Source organism: Marisediminitalea sp. (genome assembly GCF_984433645.1).
In genome coordinates, this window is the sequence record NZ_CFIDRX010000012.1 from 1 (window position 1) to 18,406 (window position 18,406).

General features: G+C 48.1%; 11 protein-coding genes. 4 read left to right on the plus strand and 7 right to left on the minus strand.

The window, feature by feature from the left end:
• Positions 1-281: 281 nt before the first annotated feature.
• The 3 genes from AC4MRN_RS03035 to galB form a co-directional block, all read right to left on the minus strand.
• On the minus strand, positions 282-1,544 hold the full coding sequence (locus AC4MRN_RS03035; RefSeq protein WP_491202485.1) for a glycoside hydrolase family 5 protein: 1,263 nt from the start codon (positions 1,542-1,544) through the stop codon (positions 282-284).
• A 168-nt stretch (positions 1,545-1,712) separates the two neighbouring features.
• On the minus strand, positions 1,713-2,897 hold the full coding sequence (locus AC4MRN_RS03040; RefSeq protein WP_491202486.1) for a helix-turn-helix domain-containing protein: 1,185 nt from the start codon (positions 2,895-2,897) through the stop codon (positions 1,713-1,715).
• Between the two features lie 27 nt (positions 2,898-2,924).
• Positions 2,925-5,642 carry a beta-galactosidase GalB gene (galB, locus tag AC4MRN_RS03045; RefSeq protein WP_491202487.1) on the minus strand — a complete coding sequence of 906 codons (2,718 nt, stop codon included), beginning with the start codon at positions 5,640-5,642 and terminating at the stop codon, positions 2,925-2,927.
• A gap of 189 nt (positions 5,643-5,831) precedes the next feature.
• On the opposite strand from galB, the gene AC4MRN_RS03050 reads away from it, so the two are divergent.
• Complete coding sequence (locus AC4MRN_RS03050) at positions 5,832-6,824, plus strand: Gfo/Idh/MocA family protein (RefSeq protein ID WP_491202488.1); 993 nt, start codon at positions 5,832-5,834, stop codon at positions 6,822-6,824.
• A 76-nt stretch (positions 6,825-6,900) separates the two neighbouring features.
• Here the strand turns inward: AC4MRN_RS03050 and AC4MRN_RS03055 are convergent, their stop codons facing one another.
• Positions 6,901-8,313: a sugar porter family MFS transporter gene (locus AC4MRN_RS03055; RefSeq protein WP_370241556.1), complete on the minus strand. Its 1,413-nt coding sequence runs from the start codon at positions 8,311-8,313 to the stop codon at positions 6,901-6,903.
• 17 nt (positions 8,314-8,330) lie between these two features.
• Positions 8,331-9,449: a glycoside hydrolase family 43 protein gene (locus tag AC4MRN_RS03060; RefSeq protein WP_073325218.1), complete on the minus strand. Its 1,119-nt coding sequence runs from the start codon at positions 9,447-9,449 to the stop codon at positions 8,331-8,333.
• A 260-nt stretch (positions 9,450-9,709) separates the two neighbouring features.
• Here AC4MRN_RS03060 and AC4MRN_RS03065 point away from each other — a divergent pair, with 260 nt between their 5' ends.
• The 3 genes from AC4MRN_RS03065 to AC4MRN_RS03075 all read left to right on the plus strand — a co-directional run bounded on the left by AC4MRN_RS03065 (position 9,710) and on the right by AC4MRN_RS03075 (position 14,264).
• Complete coding sequence (locus AC4MRN_RS03065; RefSeq protein ID WP_162359764.1) at positions 9,710-10,243, plus strand: RNA polymerase sigma factor; 534 nt, start codon at positions 9,710-9,712, stop codon at positions 10,241-10,243.
• Positions 10,244-10,312: 69 nt separating this feature from the next.
• Positions 10,313-11,308, plus strand: coding sequence for a FecR family protein (locus AC4MRN_RS03070; protein ID WP_073325219.1), 996 nt, complete (start codon positions 10,313-10,315; stop codon positions 11,306-11,308).
• A 10-nt stretch (positions 11,309-11,318) separates the two neighbouring features.
• A complete protein-coding gene (locus tag AC4MRN_RS03075) occupies positions 11,319-14,264 on the plus strand; it encodes a TonB-dependent receptor (protein ID WP_491202489.1) in 2,946 nt (981 codons plus the stop codon).
• Positions 14,265-14,348: 84 nt separating this feature from the next.
• On the opposite strand, the gene AC4MRN_RS03080 is transcribed toward AC4MRN_RS03075, so the two are convergent.
• Both AC4MRN_RS03080 and AC4MRN_RS03085 read right to left on the minus strand, forming a co-directional pair.
• The gene (locus AC4MRN_RS03080) at positions 14,349-17,099 is read right to left on the minus strand and encodes a TonB-dependent receptor (protein WP_491202490.1); all 2,751 of its coding nucleotides are present in this window, start codon (positions 17,097-17,099) and stop codon (positions 14,349-14,351) included.
• Positions 17,096-18,187, minus strand: coding sequence for a Ca2+-dependent phosphoinositide-specific phospholipase C (locus tag AC4MRN_RS03085; RefSeq protein ID WP_073325222.1), 1,092 nt, complete (start codon positions 18,185-18,187; stop codon positions 17,096-17,098). Before AC4MRN_RS03085 ends, AC4MRN_RS03080 begins: the two co-directional genes overlap by 4 nt.
• Positions 18,188-18,406: the final 219 nt, after the last annotated feature.

Below are 18,406 nucleotides of genomic sequence, written 5' to 3' on the forward strand. Positions count from 1 at the left end.
ATGGTATAAAGCGCGCTACCCTCTGGAGTTTGGTTATCTGGATTACAACCGATTGTTAGACTGGTAACGCGGCGCTTTTTGCCGTATCCCCTGAATGGGTCAGTATGCCGTAGCAACCGCAGTCAGCCGGGGCTGGTTGTTTCGATTGCAAAGCGCTGAAAACGTAGAGCATTGAAAGCCCGGTGGAGTGAATTTAACGTTGCGAAGAAAATAGCCTGCCAACAGGACGTGGCAGGCTATGTCCGGTAACCCACAGGTGGGTTACCCTTCCCAAACTGGTATTACGGGGCGGCTTGTTCACCGGCTAACAGCGCATCCAGGGTTTGTTGGTCGGAAACGGTATTCTGCTGACGGTTGAATATACCTGAGTTCAGGGCGTCAAGACTGCCGTTGTCCCAATAAAAGGGTAGCAGGCCGTTACGTAACGCCGCTTCAACTACGTACTGATGGTAATAGGCCCGACTGTCTAAATGACGTTGAAGATCGTCGCCGGTCAGGTTGGTGCGTCGCATGGCCGAAAATTCCCCCAGAATAACCGGAATGCCCATATCAACAAACTGCACTTTCATTAACGCAAACTGCTCTTCCAACAGTGTTTCATCACCAAATGTCGCGTTGCGTTCAGGTTGAGTATCTGAATGATAAGCCTCGCCCCAGAAGTAAAATTGTGCCCCCCAGCTTTCGTCTTCACGCATCAGAGTAAACTGATAGGGCGTGTAAAAGTGGACTTCTGCCATCAGGCGATTGGTAATGGTATCGACCGGCATATGGGTCCAGAGATCGTTCGTTTTTTCAATATCGGTAGTGGGGCCCTGAACCACTAAGGTACGGTAGGCATTCTTACCGCCGGTTTCGCGCACCGCGTCGACAAAGGTCTGATGGTATGTCAGTAACACTTCCATTTGTTCAGCATCTTCAACGGCGGGTTCGTTCGCGCTGGCAAACAGGAGCTTTTGGTCGAAGTCGCGAAGCTTAGTCGCAATTTGCTGCCAGAATGCGCGTTGTTTGGCATTCACATTGTCCTGTTGTTCAGTGGTGACGTTATTTTCCAGCCAACCGCCATCCCAGTGAATGTTTACCAGTACATAGAGATTTTCATCGATACACATTTGCACGACCTCATGCACGCGGTCTAACCAGGCGTCGTCTATTTTTGCGTTGTCCTGATCGGCGTATTGATCCCACGCCAGAGGAATGCGAATGGCATTAAAACCACTGTCTTTGACCAGCTTAATGAGCGCAGCAGAGACTTCCGGGTTTCCCCAGGCCGTTTCACCACCGGTGGCCTCCATGGTGTTACCAATGTTCCAGCCGAGTCTGATATCAGCGGCAATTTGCTGCGCATCTTTTTCCATGCCCGTCATATCGGCAGGCTGTGGTGTGGTGTTGTAGTCCGGATACAAGGTATCTGGCGTTCCGCCGTTGCCAGGATTGGACGGAGCCGGCGTATTAGGCGTAGGAGGCGTTTGTGTACTCGCGCCACCACCGCCACAGGCAAAGAGGAACAGGGTGAGGAGTAGCACAATACCGCTGCGATATGTCATGGAACAGGCCTCTGATTATTGTTTTGGCGAGTTGTGTTTCGTGTTTTTATGTCAACTCACTTGTTGGTATGAGGATGTCAGGGTACTCAATGTTGTTGTCTTAACATACACGTAGCTCACTGTATTTATTGTGATTTGCAAATAATGTTAGTTTATTTGCGATTAATGTTAGTGGCTATTCTGTTCGTTTTGCGGAGAGCTGGCTTTATCGAAGTGTTGTTTAAAGGATTTCGGTGTGCAGCCGTATTCCTCTTTAAACAGTTTGTTGAAGTAAGAGATGTTTTTATAGCCTACCGTATAGGCAATATCGGCTATATTACAGCTGTCGGATTCCGAGAGTAAGCGACTGGCTTCGGCTAAGCGAAGTTTGTTCAGGTACCCCGTAAACGTCAGACCAAGTTCAGTTTTTAACAACTCATTCATTTTGGTGCGATTGATACCGAGGGCATTAACAGCCATTTCCACATTGAGGTCCGGGTTTGAAAAATGTTCAGCCAGATACCGGATAATGGCATCGCTGGGTGTATTGCGATGTGGGGCTAACGAGAGTTGCTGATAAGCAACCAGTGGGCGCTCGCTCAGGATTTTGTGTTGTAACCCCGACACCAACGCGTGGCCATGGGCACGCACAAACCAAACGATATAGCCCAGCCAAAGTAGTATCAACAGGCCTGCTGTAAGGTACAACGTTTGCCAATCTTCACCGCGCAGGGTCAGGGAATTTACCTGTACCCGAATCGTTTCGTTGAGCGGGCTTTGTGCCGTGGTGCCGAGTTGAATTTTCGCGACCTGCTCCAGTGAATATCCGTTATCGGCGAGATTCAGGTTAAACATATGGAGCCACCACGCCGGCAGGGTCATATCGGTAAGGTCCAGAGTAACGGGTTGCCATTGGCTACTGCAGTTGAAATAGCTATGGGGTGCCCGGTAAGTCAGATAGTTATGAGGCTGGGTAATGACCGGATCTACCGTGTACACAAGCATCGTCAGTACAGTGTTGGTGGAGCACTTTATTTGAAAGGTGATTTGTTGATAGGCGCTGAGATCACGGTGTATACGCTGGTTGTTGGCATCGTGAAAAACCATGGATACGGCGGTATACGGGCGTTCTATCGTCTCGGTCAAGCGCAATTCAGCATCCAGTAAAAAGCTGTCGTCACTGAGGAAAGCGGTTGAACTGCCGCCGTCATACTGGTCGGTATCCGTCTCACTGAACCAATCATAGGTGCTTGCTTGCCGAGGCATGAGCGGACTGCTCAGAAACGTCTGGTCGAGAGCAATCAGAACCAGAACAATACTGGTAACAAGTAATATAAGCAGGCCGTAGAGAGCCCGCTTATAAAAACCGATCATTGTGGCTGCCTCTGTTTCATATGCAGGCTATTTCGACCGAATCCGCAGTGACGTGGTGCCCAGTTCCTTATTGGTCGCGGTAAGAATGATGTCTCCACTGTCGTGGTTTTCACTCTGAATGATAACCAGTACCTTGCCACTAAACGCATTGCGCTGGTGTGACACAAATGGCGTAAAGTCAGTGGAATCGCCGTTGTCGGTGGCCACAATGCGCCCAGGTCCACTAAGGGTAAAGGCAATGTTGTGGGTCGCAGTAGGAACGAAGCGGCCTGCCTCATCAACAATATCTACCGTAACGAATGACAAGTCGTGACCGTCGGCATGGATTACCTTGCGGTCGGCAGATACTGAAAGAGCTGCAGCAGGGCCAGTGGTTTCAACCCGATCATGGGCCCATGGCTTACCGTCTTTATAGGCAACCACTTCCACACTGCCAGGTGTGTAGCGAATGTCATCGAACCTAATGCGGTATGCCAGTGGCGCTTTCTTTTTACGCCCTTTGGACTCGCCATTGATAAATAACTCTACTTCATCGCCTGAGGTAAATACATGAATAGGTGTGATTTCGCCCTCACGGCCCTGCCAGTTCCAATGAGGCAGAATATGCGCCATAGGGAGGTCTGGCCGCCACTGACTTTGATACAAATAAAACCGGTCTTTCTTGAAACCAGCAAGATCGATCATGCCCGAATAGGAACTGCGCGCTGAATAATAAGGCGTGGGCTCTCCGATATAATCGAATCCATTCCACACAAACTGCCCCGCAACGTATGGATGTGTATCGATATAGCGGAATACCTTGTCGGCAGATGAGCCGAAGTCGACGGCATGTAATTCATAGCTACTGACCTGATGAATACGGGAGTCTCCACCTCGCCCGTCGCGCACAGGCGCGCTGAATTCCGGTGTAACAGGGAATAAATAAATACCGCGGGAACTGAAAGCTGAAGCAGTTTCACTCGACAAGATAACTTTGTCCGGATGGGCCTTGTGAAATGCCGGGTAAGAGGGGGGCGTGCGAATGCGATTAGTCCCTTCGAACTCAGGTGCCTGTCGTATTCCTTCGCCCTGATAGTTGAGACTGATTAAATCCATTGCTGCACTGAAAGGAAAATCTGCTTTCGCCCAGTTCATGGATGCAGTGACAGGGCGTGTCGGGTCTTCGCTTTTTACAATGGCTTTTAGTGCCAGCGCCACTTTTGCGCCGTCTTCGCCAGTGTACTGCTCACCGACTTCATTGCCGATATACCACATGATCACGGAAGGATGATTTTTATCCCGACGCACCAACGCGCGTAGATCCTGTTCGTGCCAGTCGGCAAAAATCAGATGAAAATCAAGCGGCGTCTTTTTCTTATACCAGCTGTCGAAGGATTCGTTTAATACCAGGATACCCATTTTATCGGTGAGCGTTAGCAGTTCTGGGGCGGGGGGATTGTGCGCCATGCGAATCGCGTTCACGCCCATTTCCTGCAATATTTCTAACTGACGCTCTGCGGCACGTAAGTTAAACGCCGCGCCCAATGCGCCTAAATCGTGGTGTTGATTGACGCCTTGCAGAGGAATGTGCTCACCATTAATAAACACCCCTTTATTCGGATCAAATTGCAAATCCCGAATGCCAAATGCCGTGGTGTACTGATCGAGCACGCTGCCGTTTTCTTTAAGGGTGGTGACAACGGCATAACGATGCGGTGTTTGTTGCGGGGCAGGTCCCCACAGTTTGGGATTAGCCAGCTTAGTGAATGAGGTTGATGTTTGATCCCGGCCCGGCTGCACAGTGACTATTTCGGATGTCAGCGTTTGCACTGGTGTGCGGCTTAATTGATCATCGACGGACAGTTCATAAATGGCGTGTTGCATAGTGACCGTGCGGGCAGATGAAGTATTATTTGTTAATCCGGTCTTAATGGATATATCCGCGCTTTCAGCAGTGACATGGGGCGTAATAACTTGTGTGCCCCACTGGCTAACATGTACCGGTGAGGTTTTTTCCAACCACACGTTGCGGTAGATGCCGGCTCCGGGGTACCAACGCGAAGACTGAGGCGGATTGTCTAAGCGAATAGCCAGTTGATTTGGGCGGGTGGTTGACACATAGGGGGTAAGATCCAAACGATACGAACTGTATCCATAAGGCCAGCCGCCCACTAATTTTCCATTCAACCACACCATGGAATAAGACATTGCGCCGTCAATATGCAGGTAAATTTGCTTACCTTTGTCGGTATCTGAAAGGGTAAATTGTTTGCGATACCAGGCCACACCATGACTGGGTAAACGCCCCATACCCCCGCCGACTTTTGGGTTGTCGCCGGTGTAAAACGGACCTGCTATTGCCCAGTCGTGGGGTAAGGTGACTGCCTGCCAGTCGGCATCGTTAAAGTCGTGCTGAACGAACGGGAAATCCTCACCCGGGTTACCTGCCGGACGGGTGTGTCGCTTGGCTGGATCATTAATAAATGCGTTTCCGGATGGCAGTATCCAGGGCTTTAAAATATCTGCCTGACTGGAAATGGAGACTGCATCGGTGGGACGCGTATCGGCAGCCTGACTATCGTTAAACCCCTCTACCGCCGGACGTGTATCATAGATTAGCGCGTCGGCTTGTTGGTTGTCGGCATACCGGTAAAAACGCCAGTCGTTATTCAGGTCTACCCGTTCCCGGGGAGACGCTGTTAGACTAGAACTTGCAATAATAGCGACGCAAGCACACAGCCATTTGGTAAACGTGTTATCAGGCATGCCTTGTTCCTTTTATCATTTGTAATACAAGTAGTTGTTGCCAATATACAGGCATGGCGTACATATAAAAGGCAATTGCAGATTAAGTAATTGCAATACGAAATTTCTGAAACCGACCTTTTCCTTTCCCGGTAAAAGGCAAGGTAAGCTTGGTGTTTTAGTGGGTGTAAACAGAACAGGAAATTCAACATGACATGCCGTTGGGGCGTAATAGGCCCGGGTAATATTGCCCAAACATTTGCCGATGCGTTAAAGGTATTACCGCAAGGTGAGCTTTACGCGGTGGCTAGCAGAAATACCGAACGTGGTCAGGCCTTTGCCGACAAGAATGGCGCAAGCGTGCTGCACAGCAGTTATCAGGCATTGGTGGACGATCCTATGGTTGATGTTGTGTATATCGCCACACCGCATAGCCATCATTATCCGGTCGCGCGACAAGTACTGGCTGCCGGCAAACACTTATTGCTGGAGAAACCGCTTACGGTTAATGCATCCCAAACCCGTGAACTCGTGGCGTTGGCAGAACAACATAAATGCGTGTTCCAGGAAGCGTTATGGAGCCGCTTTATGCCTTGTTTCGCAACGGTAAAAGCGTGGATTCAACAGGGGCGAATTGGCCAGTTGCAATACATTACCTCGCAAATTGGCTTTGAATTCAGTGGCGACGCTACGCACCGATTACTCAACCCCGCTTTAGCAGGTGGCAGTTTGCTGGATCTCGGGGTATACAGTGTCAGTATCAGTCAGTACCTGTTGGAGGAAAACCCTGTTCAGGTGAGTGCTATAACCACACCAGCAGGCGCACCAGTGGATCACAATACATTTGTGACCATGCAGTATGCTTCTGGTGCGGTGAGCCAGTTTGTCAGTACCATTAATGCCCAGTGCAGTAACGTGATGACCATTCACGGCAGCAAAGGGTTTATTCATATTCCCGGGCGTTTCTGGGAAGGCCTCGGTTGCAGTCTGTTTGTGGATGACGAGTGTATTGAAGCACAATCGTTTACCCATCGTGCTAACGGGTTTGAATATCAAATAGAAGCAACCATGCAACTGATTGCTGAGCAGGAGAGCAGCGATAAACGTATGTCTCATACCGACAGTGTGGGTGTCATGGATACACTGGATAGTATCCGTAACACACTGGGCCTTAAATACGATAATGACATAGAAACGTTATAATCGGGCGGAACGCGAAAATAAAAAAGCCCGGCGCATGGGGTCAAGTCATGGCCGGGCTTTGGAAACAGGAGCGTCGTTACCCTTCCATATGCTCCAATTCTTTGCCTTTGGTTTCGTTGACTAACTTCACCACGAAGAATACGGAGAGCAGTGCGAACAACGCATAGAAACCGTAAGCACCCGCCAGGCCAATACCCGCTAATAGCATTGGGAAAGTAATGGTGATCACGAAGTTAGAACCCCATTGCACCAGTCCACTGACGGCCAGGCCTGAACCCCGGATCTGATTCGGGAACATCTCACCCAGCATTACCCACATCACAGGTCCCCAGGACAGGTTAAAGAAGAACACGTACATATTGGCAGCTACCAGTGCTGTGGTGCCCCAGTCACCCAGTACCAGTTTGCCATCAGGTGACTGACTGGCATTCAGGAACGCAATGACCATTACCGACAAGGTAATTGCCATACCAACCGAACCCCACTTTAACAGTGGTTTACGGCCAATTTTATCGATAACAAGCAAGGTGATAACACAGGCTGCAATACTAATGGCACCACTTAAAACATTGATAAGCAGAGCATCTGATTCGGAGAAGCCAACGGCTTGCCACAGTACCGCGCCATAGTAAAATACCACGTTAATCCCCACTAATTGTTGGAACGCGGCGAGGCCAATACCTACCCATACAATCGGACGGACTTTACCCGTTGCCTTTTCTTTTAAGTCTGACAAACGCGGCTGGTGGTCGCTAGCCAGAGACTGCTTTATTTCCGCCAGTTTTAGTGTGGCGGCTTCGCTGCCCTGAAGTTTAGTCAGTACCTGCGTAGCTTTATCTGTTGCACCACTGGATACCAGAAAGCGCGGGCTTTCAGGGATGAACCACAGCATAAAGAAAAACAAGAATGCCGGGACGAGCTCGATCCAGAACATCCAGCGCCAGGCTTCATAATTCATCCACAGCGTGTTGGTTGAGCCAGCCGCTTCGCCCGCCAGCAAGTAGTTGCTCAAAAAGGCGGCGAACAAGCCACTGATGATTGCGATCTGTTGAATGCTGGTAAGCATGCCGCGATAACGGGCTGGCGAGACTTCGGAAATGTAGGCCGGCGCCATCACCGACGCAGCACCCACGGCGAGGCCACCAAGCACGCGGTATATAACAAATTCAAATGACGACGTTGCAATGCCGGAACCCCAGGCACTCACAATAAATAATACAGCGGCTACAATTAACAGCGTGCGACGTCCATATTTGTCGGCAAAGCGACCGGCGAAGAACGCGCCCACCGCACAACCCAATAGCATACTGGATACATTGAAACCCGTACCGGCACTCGCCGAATTAAAGGCTTTTTGCAGACCGTCGACAGTGCCATTAATAACGCCACTGTCGAAGCCAAACAAAAAACCGCCGATGGTCGCAACAATACTAATGAATACCACAAAACCAATGTTGTCATTGCTGGTGGTGGTATCGGATGAGTTCATAGTCGTTTCCAACATGATTACGGCTCCAGGTACGGATCGATGGTCACGATGGTGCCATCCGGGTTGTAAGTAAGTTCAGTCATTTTCACACTGCGCAGGTGCGTTTTACCGCCAGATAGCGAGCTGTCGTGATAGAACAGGTACCACTTACCTTTAAATTTGGCGATAGAGTGATGGTTTGTCCAACCGAGTACGGGTTTTAGGATGACGCCCTGATAGGTGAATGGGCCATACGGGTTGTCGCCAATGGCATAAACAATTTTATGGGTGTCACCGGTGCTGTAGGAGAAGTAATACTTACCCTGATACTTATGCACCCAGGCGGCTTCAAAGAAACGGCGGTCGTTGTCACCCTGTAAAATAGGCGTGCCGTCTTTATCCAGAATTTCCACTTCTTTTGGCGCTTCGGCGAATGACAACATATCGTCCGCCATCTTGGCAATGCGCGGTTTTACTGCAGGCGCATCGTCAGCCGGATATACATCTTCTGGGTTGTAGGTGCCGCCTTCATAGCGCTGCAATTGCCCACCCCAAATGCCGCCGAAATACATGTAGTAACTGCCGTCGTCGTCTTTATAGACGGCGGGATCCATACTGAAGCTGCCTTCAATGGGCTCTGGTTGTGCGGTAAACGGACCACCAGGCTTGTCGCTGGTTGCTACGCCGATGTGAAATACATCCTGTTTGTCCTTTAACGGGAAGTACAGATAATAAGTACCGTCTTTATAGGCTGCGTCAGGCGCCCACAACTGGCGGCCTGCCCAAGGAATATCTTTTACTGAAAGCGCGACACCGTGGTCGGTGACTTCGCCACCCACTTCGTCCATAGACAGCACATGGTAATCGCGCATGTCGAAGTGATCACCGTTGTCATTTTCCGGAATGCCAGACTCCACATCATGTGAAGGGTAAATGTAGAGACGGCCTTCGAATACGTGCGCTGAAGGGTCGGCAGTGTAGATATGCTCAACCAGTGGTTCGGCTAAACCACTTTTATCCTTGCTTGCTGTTTGTGTAGCTGGCGCTGCTGCGCTACTGGCAGCAGTCTCTGCCTGGTTAGCGGGTCCACAAGCACTAAGGACTAACGCGGATACTACTGCGGAAAAAGTTAATTTGTAAGAATGTTGAAACGTCACAACACGCTCCCTGAATGTTTACTGATGTTAGCTTGGCATAATGCAGTGATGAGACGACTTGGGCAATGTTACCAGCCTGTAAAACAAGAAAAAGATAAAGTGGTATCGAATAACATAAAATTTACATGGCGGCATTGCAAACTTTGTGTGGCATCGAGCAACGGGCAAGACAGGTTGAGGTTTCATAGAGCCCTGATCATCTCATTGTCACAAATCTGTATTAATGTTGCCGATTCTGTATTTTTCGGGTGAAGACTACCTTGAAAGACTCCCCAAATGAGGCTGATTGGCAAGGCTTGGTAAAATCAACGACAGACCACACTCAAAATGCTTTAAAAGCATTTATTTGTGGTTTGACGAGCGACCCTGTTGTCGCTGAGGATGTGTTACAAGAAACTTTATTACGCACCAGTAAAAGTGTGAAATTTGCAGAGCTTGAAAACCCTCTGGCATACATGATTACTGTTGCCAAGTCAGTACTTTATGATTTCCAACGGAAAGCCGTACCGAATGCGGTAGAGTGGCACTGCGTAGATATGGAGGCCGCCAATGATAGCCCGGATACCCAGTATCAAAATGCGAGTAAATTGGCTTTTATCGAAACAGTTTTAGCGAATATGTCCGCTTTGCGCAGAGATGTTTTTATCATGCGCCGGGTCGACGGTATGAGTCGCGACGATATTGCAACGGCACTCGATATCAGTGTGGAAGCTGTGAAAAAGCACCTGACCAGAGCTATGGTTGAACTCACTTTGCGATTGGAAGAAGCGGGTTGGGCTGATGGTACAGAATAACTTTAATTTATGTCCCCGAATGGTGAAAAATCGCCTCTACAAAATGGGTATAGGGCAACAGAGGCACTGATGGCAAGTAAGGATCATTTAGAACAGGCTGCAGACTGGTTTGATCGCGTTGAAGAATTGGATGAACATGGCAAACAGGAATTGTCACTCTGGTTAACTGTACCTGAGCATCAGTTGGCTTTTACCCGTATTGCCACTGCAATCGGGCAGCCTGATGTCGCGTTGGCGGCCATTGAGTTGGCTAAGCAAAGCGGCACAGAGCACGGATCGAACACGCCTGTTGCTGTTACTACGCCTGGCAGAAAACGCCGTTTTGCTGGTGTCTGGTATGGCTTGGCTGCCAGTGCGGCAATCGTTATGCTGATAGTTGGACTGGGAGAAGTTAACGAGGCGACCAAAGACATGCCGTTGCCGGTAAAAAAAGCCCAACACAGTCAGGAGTTAACGCTATTCACTCCCAATGCATCGCCAAACTCTACCGTATTAAAAGACGGATCTGTGGTCTATCTCAGCGGAAATTCATCACTTGAAGTAAATCACACCGAGATATTACGAGAAGTAAGACTCAACAAAGGGCAAGCGTATTTTGATGTAGCACATTCAACAGAGCGACCTTTTGTCGTGAATGTCAATGAAACTAAAATTCAGGTTGTGGGGACGGCGTTTGATATAGATAAGTTGGCGCACCAGACCGTGATTAGAGTTTATGAAGGTGTGGTACGCGTTTTTGCTGACAAGTCACTGACGGTCATTAAAGGGGAAGGCGTCGTCCTTATGGATGGGAATTGGCATCATACTTTTCGTATCGATGACAAACTGTTGCCGGAGTGGCGCAGTGGTTGGCTGGATGTAGACAATCAACCTGTTGATGTTGTTGCTGAGCAACTTTCAAGGTATCTCTCAAAGCCTGTCCGTGTCGAAGGTCAAACAGGAAAGCGCATAGCAGGACGTTTTAATTTAGTAGATGCTGATAAAAGTCTAAAACTGCTGGCTGCCTCAGATGGTTTCACACTGGAAGAGCGCAGCGACATATTCGTACTTACGGTGTCAGACTGACCGGCTTGTAATGGAGAGGTGTTCATTGCGGGCCGGTGTAAATCGTTTGTTCTTCATGGTACTGGCCGCCGCTTTTTTCATAGTGGCACCACATGCCAATGGATCTTCGAACGATAAGCAACCCGTTAAGCGCATCTATACTCGAGTCCAAAGTCTGGGCGAAAGCTTGCGTGAATTGTCAGTGCGTTTTGGGCAGTCTGTTATGACAGAGAGTGCCGAATACAACGCCGTCACCGCACCAGCTCTTAGTGGTGAATATACGCTCTCCCAGGCGCTAGAAATATTACTGAAGTCTACCGATTTACAGTATCGAATTACCAGCAATGGTGTCATTGTCGGACGTGTAGAAAATACGGTATCGCAAACACCAATCGAAGAGGTTTCGGTAACAGGGCTTCGGGCATCTTTGGGGGCATCTCGTGAACAAAAGCGTCGTAATGATGTTATTTCTGATGTCATCGTTTCAAGTGATTTAGCAAGCTATCCCGATCGTAATCTCGCCGAATCCATGCAACGCATCCCAGGGATGTCAATTACCCGTGAGGCTGGTGAAGGGCGGCAAATAATGCTGCGGGGGCTGAGTCCGGATTTTACATTGGTGATGCTAAACGGCATGACAGTGCTCGCTAACAATGATTCACCTATGGACAGTCGTCTGCAAAAGCAAAGAGATCGCTCATTCGACCTGAATTTATTTGCTACCGATCTGTTTAGTGAAATTCAGGTGTTAAAAACCTACGATGCAGAGCTTCCCACTGGCGGCATGGCAGGTATTGTTGCACTTTCAACCGCCCATCCTTTTGATCATCCAGGACTACATTGGAATGTGTCTGCCCAGGGAGGGAATAATCAGTTTGTAAACTCTTTGTCCAAGCGAATATCTGCCATGGTGTCGAATACTCGTGGACACTGGGGCGCGCTATTTTCTGTAGTCTATGGGACGCGCGACTATCAGGAAATGGGGGCGAATACCTTCCGCTGGCGACAAATCAGACCGGATGGCGCTGATATATCAGCACTGAGCGCCAACATTGCAGAACAGTGGCAGAATGGCGAGCTTTTCGTTCCTCGGGGAAATCGCTATTCGGTTTGGCAAAGCGACATGGATCGCACAGGCATTGGCGCTTCAATTGAATATAAATCTGACTTTGCTCATGTTTCGCTAGATTGGCTTTATGGCAGGCTGAGTGGGGAGCGATTCGAATATCATCTCTACCCAAGGGGCTATCGTTCCACTCCGGTCATCGAAAATGAAACGCGGGTTGTTGATGCTGTTGTTAATGAAAAAAATGAACTTGTTTATGCCGACTATTTAAACGGGCAAGTGGGCACGGAAAGCCGTTATCAGCAGGTGGCGACCAATTACAATCAATGGGTAATAAATCTGGCTAACCAGTGGGGACCGACGTTAAAAGGTAAAGGCGTTATTGGCTGGGAGCAAGCGCGTTACGATATACCTCAAAGTAACAAGGCTTACATGCAGGGCGCTACTGATATTTCAGTAGATTACCGCGGAAAATACTCACGTTTTGCCAACATTAATTACAAGGCGGATCTTACTCAGGCTGATTTTTGGCGAATGAAAGAACTGGATGCCGAGAGTTATTTTGCGACCACAGCGTTCTTCAATGCGCGTTACGTAGTTTCATACGCAGAAGATGTCAGTAGAGAATGGAAGGTTGGCGTTGATTGGGTGTCTTTCAACAACCAGACAGATCTGTTTGATATTCAGGACCTGTTAATGAATGACTGGGAAAAAGGGAGCTTGAAGAGCACTGTACCAATTGAATTGAGTCGTCCACTAAACTCGCACCCGAGACTGAGTTGGCTGACGTTAGACACCAGTGCCGTGTTTAATGCATTTGGGTTGCCAAACAATATAGGCGCCTTAAAGGAATCCGATGTTGCTATGCGGGCTGAGCAGAGAGCAGAGCGGGATGAAATTAACGAGCATAGGTTGGGCCTGTTTTCGTCTTTAACTCTAGGTTCAGGTAACTGGAAGGTGAATCCCAGCTTGAGAATTGAGCACGAAAACATAGCCGTAAGTGCATCAGATACCGAGCCTGAATTGCATCGCTACTTGAGCCGAACACATTGGCTTCCGGCTCTTAATCTTCGATATTCAATATCGGCGGAAAGCATGCTGCGGTTAGCCTTGAGCAAAACATTGGGGCGACCGCAGTTGGACGATCTTACCACCAGCGTCCGGTTCGACGAAGAACAGAATATTCTCTATGGTTACAATGAAAAACTCAGGCCTTACAGTGCTTACAATCTGGACATAGCGTGGGAAGAATATGCTTCTGACAATAATCGATTCGCTATTAATGCATTTTCGAAGTTTCTTGACGACTACATTGTTTATGTCAACGAAACTAAGCCTGTTTCTGAACTAGCTGCTTACAATGGAAGTATATCTCTTCCAGATGCAGGTGAAGTCACTCTGGTGAGTGCAAAAAACGCAGAGCAGTCCTGGTTGTACGGTATTGAAACCAGTGCAGAAATTGACATGACCTGGCCTGGGAATCCGCAAAATCACTTTGGTGTTGTTGGAATTGTGAGTTATACACGGGGTAAAGTACGATACTACAATACCGACACTGGTGAACTATTATCGGTTAAAGGGTTGCCCTTTTTATCTCCCTGGCTCGCGAATCTGACTACATATTGGGAAAGTTACGACCTGAGTGTAAGGCTGTCAGTGACCTATCGGGATGACTATATTGCGCGCGTGGACAGCCGAACACTTCAGGACGAAGATGAAACAGGTTTTGAAGACAGTATGTATGTGGATGCGGTAGTGGCCTGGCATATAGGCGATAAATGGGAAGTGCGGTTTGAGGCAACAAACCTGACAAATCAGCGAGAAATTCAATATTCAGATTCAGCCCATCGCCCCTACAATACCGCTGTAAGTGGAAGAGATTACTATGTTGGGATAACTTATCGATACTAACTGAATTTGTTTATTGCCGGTGGGAACTCGTTGTTATTGAGATAAGGGCCTTAAATAAGACCCTTTAACGCGTGCGTAATCTGGTTACAGTGAGTAAGTCACACCCAGATAAAAAGTACGACCGCTAAGCGTTGTATTGTATAAGCGGTTATCTGAGTCTGAATATTGTTCTTCGCGTTCATCGCTGAGGTTTATGCCTTCAAGGCTAACCTTGAGCTTCTCATTGATGTTATAAAACGCTGAAAAATCCCAATACGTTGTGCCGTGAAAACCTGCTTCATCCTGGTCACTACTTGATGTTTCAACCTGAGTCAGGTACTCATCCCGATGCGCTGCAGATACGCGCGCGCCCCAACTGTCAGTCTCATAGTAAACAGTTAAGTTGTACGTGTTTTTAGATAACCCATAAAATGGTCGCGAAACCTGAACTGCCTGCCCGTCTACCAGAATATTGTGGACTGACTCACCATCGGCGTAGGTGTAATTGGCTATCGTTCCAAGCTTATCAAAGGGAGCGGGAAGAAAATCAAAATCTCTTTGGAAAGCTGCTTCCCAGCCATTAAAGTCACTGTCTTCCAGGTTTTGTGGCTGAGAGACGTTATACAGCGTGCTGACTGATTGTGGGTCGCCGTTTTCGTCTACCGCACCTTCAATCAAAGCAGACGGATAGCCGGTTTCACCATAAGGCGTTGGTATAGTAACGGTGGCGATAAAGTTATCTATATTCTTTTGGAAATAAGACAGTGAAGCATACCCGACATCATCGAAGTAGTATTCGATGCCTGCTTCAACGTTCAGTGTTTCGAATGGTTGCAGTGACGGGTTGCCCGAGCTAATTGATAAGCCACTTGAACCAGCCAGAGGATCGGTATTAATGCTACCGCCTACTGCCAGATTGTTCAGCGTCGGACGGGTCAGGTTTTTTCCTGCGCTGGCGCGAAGTACCAGGTTATCGTTCGCATACCAGGCAACATTCATTGATGGCAGAAAGCCATCATAGTTACTGTTTATCGTGACGTAGTTGGTGTCATTCACCAGTCCGGTAGAAGATATGTCTGTTTCATAGTAACGAATGCCAATATTCGCTCGGAGAGTCGTTTCACCTAACATCATGTCGAGATCATAGAGTGCATAGGCAGCTTTGGTTTCTTCTTCTACATTGTTAGGCGTGCGGCTCATCGTGCCATTGCGATCAATATTGAAATCAGACAACACTGCATTGACATCAGTGCTCAGCCAGGACTGGCGTTCATGACTGTTGTTAACGTAAACGTTTGCAGCATCAATGACATCGTCAACGTCGCCTGACTGCCAAGCGCTACGCATCAGGTTATCGGTTTGCAGATAATTGTCGGTATGTTTGAATTGCTTGTACGACAATCCGAACTTAATACTGCTGTCCTCATTCAGAAATAGGTCGGCGTCAATTTTGGCTACATCAAAACTGTTTTCTACATAGTTTTCCAACAAATCGATTTCATGGTACCGGAATGCATTGATATCTGTTGGGTCATAGCCGTCAATGTAGGTGTTTTTACCGTAGAAGCGGTCGGGGCGATAATCTATCGTCATATTGGCAAATGATTCAAGATATACCTTGGCGCTATTATCTTCATACTCACTTTTCATATGACCGACAAGTGCTGACACTGCGAGATCTGCACTAATAGTCCAGTCAGAATTAAATACCAATTGGGTAATTTCAGTTTCAGCGGATTGATCACGGCTTTCTGAATGCAATGCGGTATTACTCCATTCAGAAAAAATCACTTCATTATTCTGATTGTATTCAATGTTGGTAAGCGCAGAGCAATAGTAGCGAGCCCCCTCATCATAGTCGGGCCCTGTGCACCCTAAAGCTGTGGAGCTTGAGCCACGGCTCTGTAGATGGAATTCAGCCCGATCGTTTTCAAGTTTGCCATACAGGGCATCCAAACCAAAAGACAGCTCGGTAGACGGTCGATACTGTAACGCAACGGTCGCACCAATGCGGGTTTGGTCGCTGTTGAAAAGCGAATAACGGCTACCCCGAGAGAAGCGCAGTTTACCGCTGTTTACGGCGGCTTGATCGTCTTCTGACAAGGCCGAAATATCTGAGCCTTGTGCATCTCGAGGTCGCCAACGATAAGTATTGTAACCTTGTTCACTGGTATCCCGGTTGCTATAGGCGATGGAAAAAAGGGCGCCAAACGTATCCCAGGTGTTTGAGACCAAAGCGGCAATACGTGGACTGGTATCGTCAGTATTCGAGTTCTGACCGGCCTGAGCACTGATTGCCCCTTTAAATCCGTCATAGTCAAATGGCTTGGCGGTATGTAGCCCAACTGTTCCGCCTATACCACCTTCATCCATATCGGCAGAATATGACTTCTTCACATCGATTTGATTGAACAATTCAGAGGCAAAGATATTAAAATCGAATGACCTCGAGTTGTTGGTAGTGCCGCGACTGTCCATTGGAGAAGATGATGTACCCAGTGCCTCCATGCCATTGAGTTGGACCTGGGTAAAGTCTGCGTTGAGGCCTCTAAGTGATATTTGACGTCCCTCACCAGCTTCACGCGTGATGGTAACACCCGGAACCCGCTGTAAGGATTCGGCCAGATTCAAACTGGGGAAATCGGCAATATCTTCTGCGAGTATTGTGTCCTGAGAGCCTAATGCGTCCTTTTTTAAGTCTTTCGCTTTAATCAGAGAGCTTCGGAAGCCGGACACTTCGATTTTTTCTATAATCTCTTCACCTGCTTGTTCTTGTGCGAGAGTGATACCTGAGACACTGCCCAGTACACTGATTACCGAAGCAGCCAGTGCGTGTTTTTTGAATGGAGCTTTCATCGTTTTTCCTGAGTTAAATGTTGAGTTTGGGATTTAGTAAAAAAAGGGTTTGTGCGCAGTACTGCCCCTTTGGCAAAACTGACTTCGTATTTGTCTCGCAAAGCCTGGGGAGAACCGGGATAAAAATCGGTAGAAATTATTTGAGCGCCACTGCTGAACGCGGCCTTTCTTTGTTTGCTTTTTTCCTGTCTGGAGGCTGAAAAATCAGCATCTGCTCGGGTACGTACCAAAAATCCATCAGACACCAATTGAAGAATTTCGCCGTGGTTGATGACAGGATCGTTCACAATCATGATGGCTGCGCCAGAGTCGTCTGCAGGCAACGACGTGAACATTGCGCGGCCAGCGAGTCCGGCATGGCCTTGCATAAAACGCTTGGTCTGCGATTTGTTGCCGTCGAATAGAAACAGAAACTTTCCTCGCAAGACCGACACGTCCGGCCAGCCTGCATTGACTATTGCTTCTCGCAAAGTTCCTCTGCTGCCCCTGATTGCGTCTGGTGTAATGAGTTTATCTTTCATCTGTTCACGGATAACCTTGTCCAGGTCGTTAAAAGTCTGCGCTGTGAATGGGCAGGGCGCCGGGCGCTTAATAAATGACGGTTGGCTTTCTTTCGCATTCATTATGACAACAATGGGAAAGTGCTTAGGGTGGTCATCGGACCATCGAACAAGTTTGGAAAGGCAGCGCGTTAAGTCGAAACAGTGGGACTTCATGTCGACGTGCGGAATATGAAGTACTTTGAATCCTGGCTTTGAAAGCTGTTCGATTTCCTGGTCATTTAACCAGTTTTCACCAAAACGAACGGCGAGCTCGGGATGACTGTACCGGTTTCCATGTACGTCATTCACAACGTCAATTTCGAGTTGACGAAGACCTGAGTCAAGCTGAGCCTCGAGAGAAATGTGACCGTAGTTCAGCTGAGTTGCCGCATGTTTATCCAAACCTACTAAATACTGATAAACCGATTCGGGTAATGCTTTTTTGTAGCTGTTATGAGATCCAATCCACTGATAGTCATTCAAACTTGCAGCACTAACAGTGTGAACAAAGCTCAAAGTAAAAAGCAGAATTGTCGGAATTTGCATGAATACCTCCTCACAGGTCATGTGCGAGGAAGAGGAGCGGAATACCAATTCGGGGACAGGTATATATTGCTAAATCATTAATTTTAATGAAATTGTCATATTTGAGATTAAATTTTTATTACATACAGCGACAGCTGTCCCCGTTTTTGGAATACCTAAGTCAATGTTAGTTGGGCAGGTACTTTTTGGGTATCTGATAGTGCTTTATTGGTGATCTGG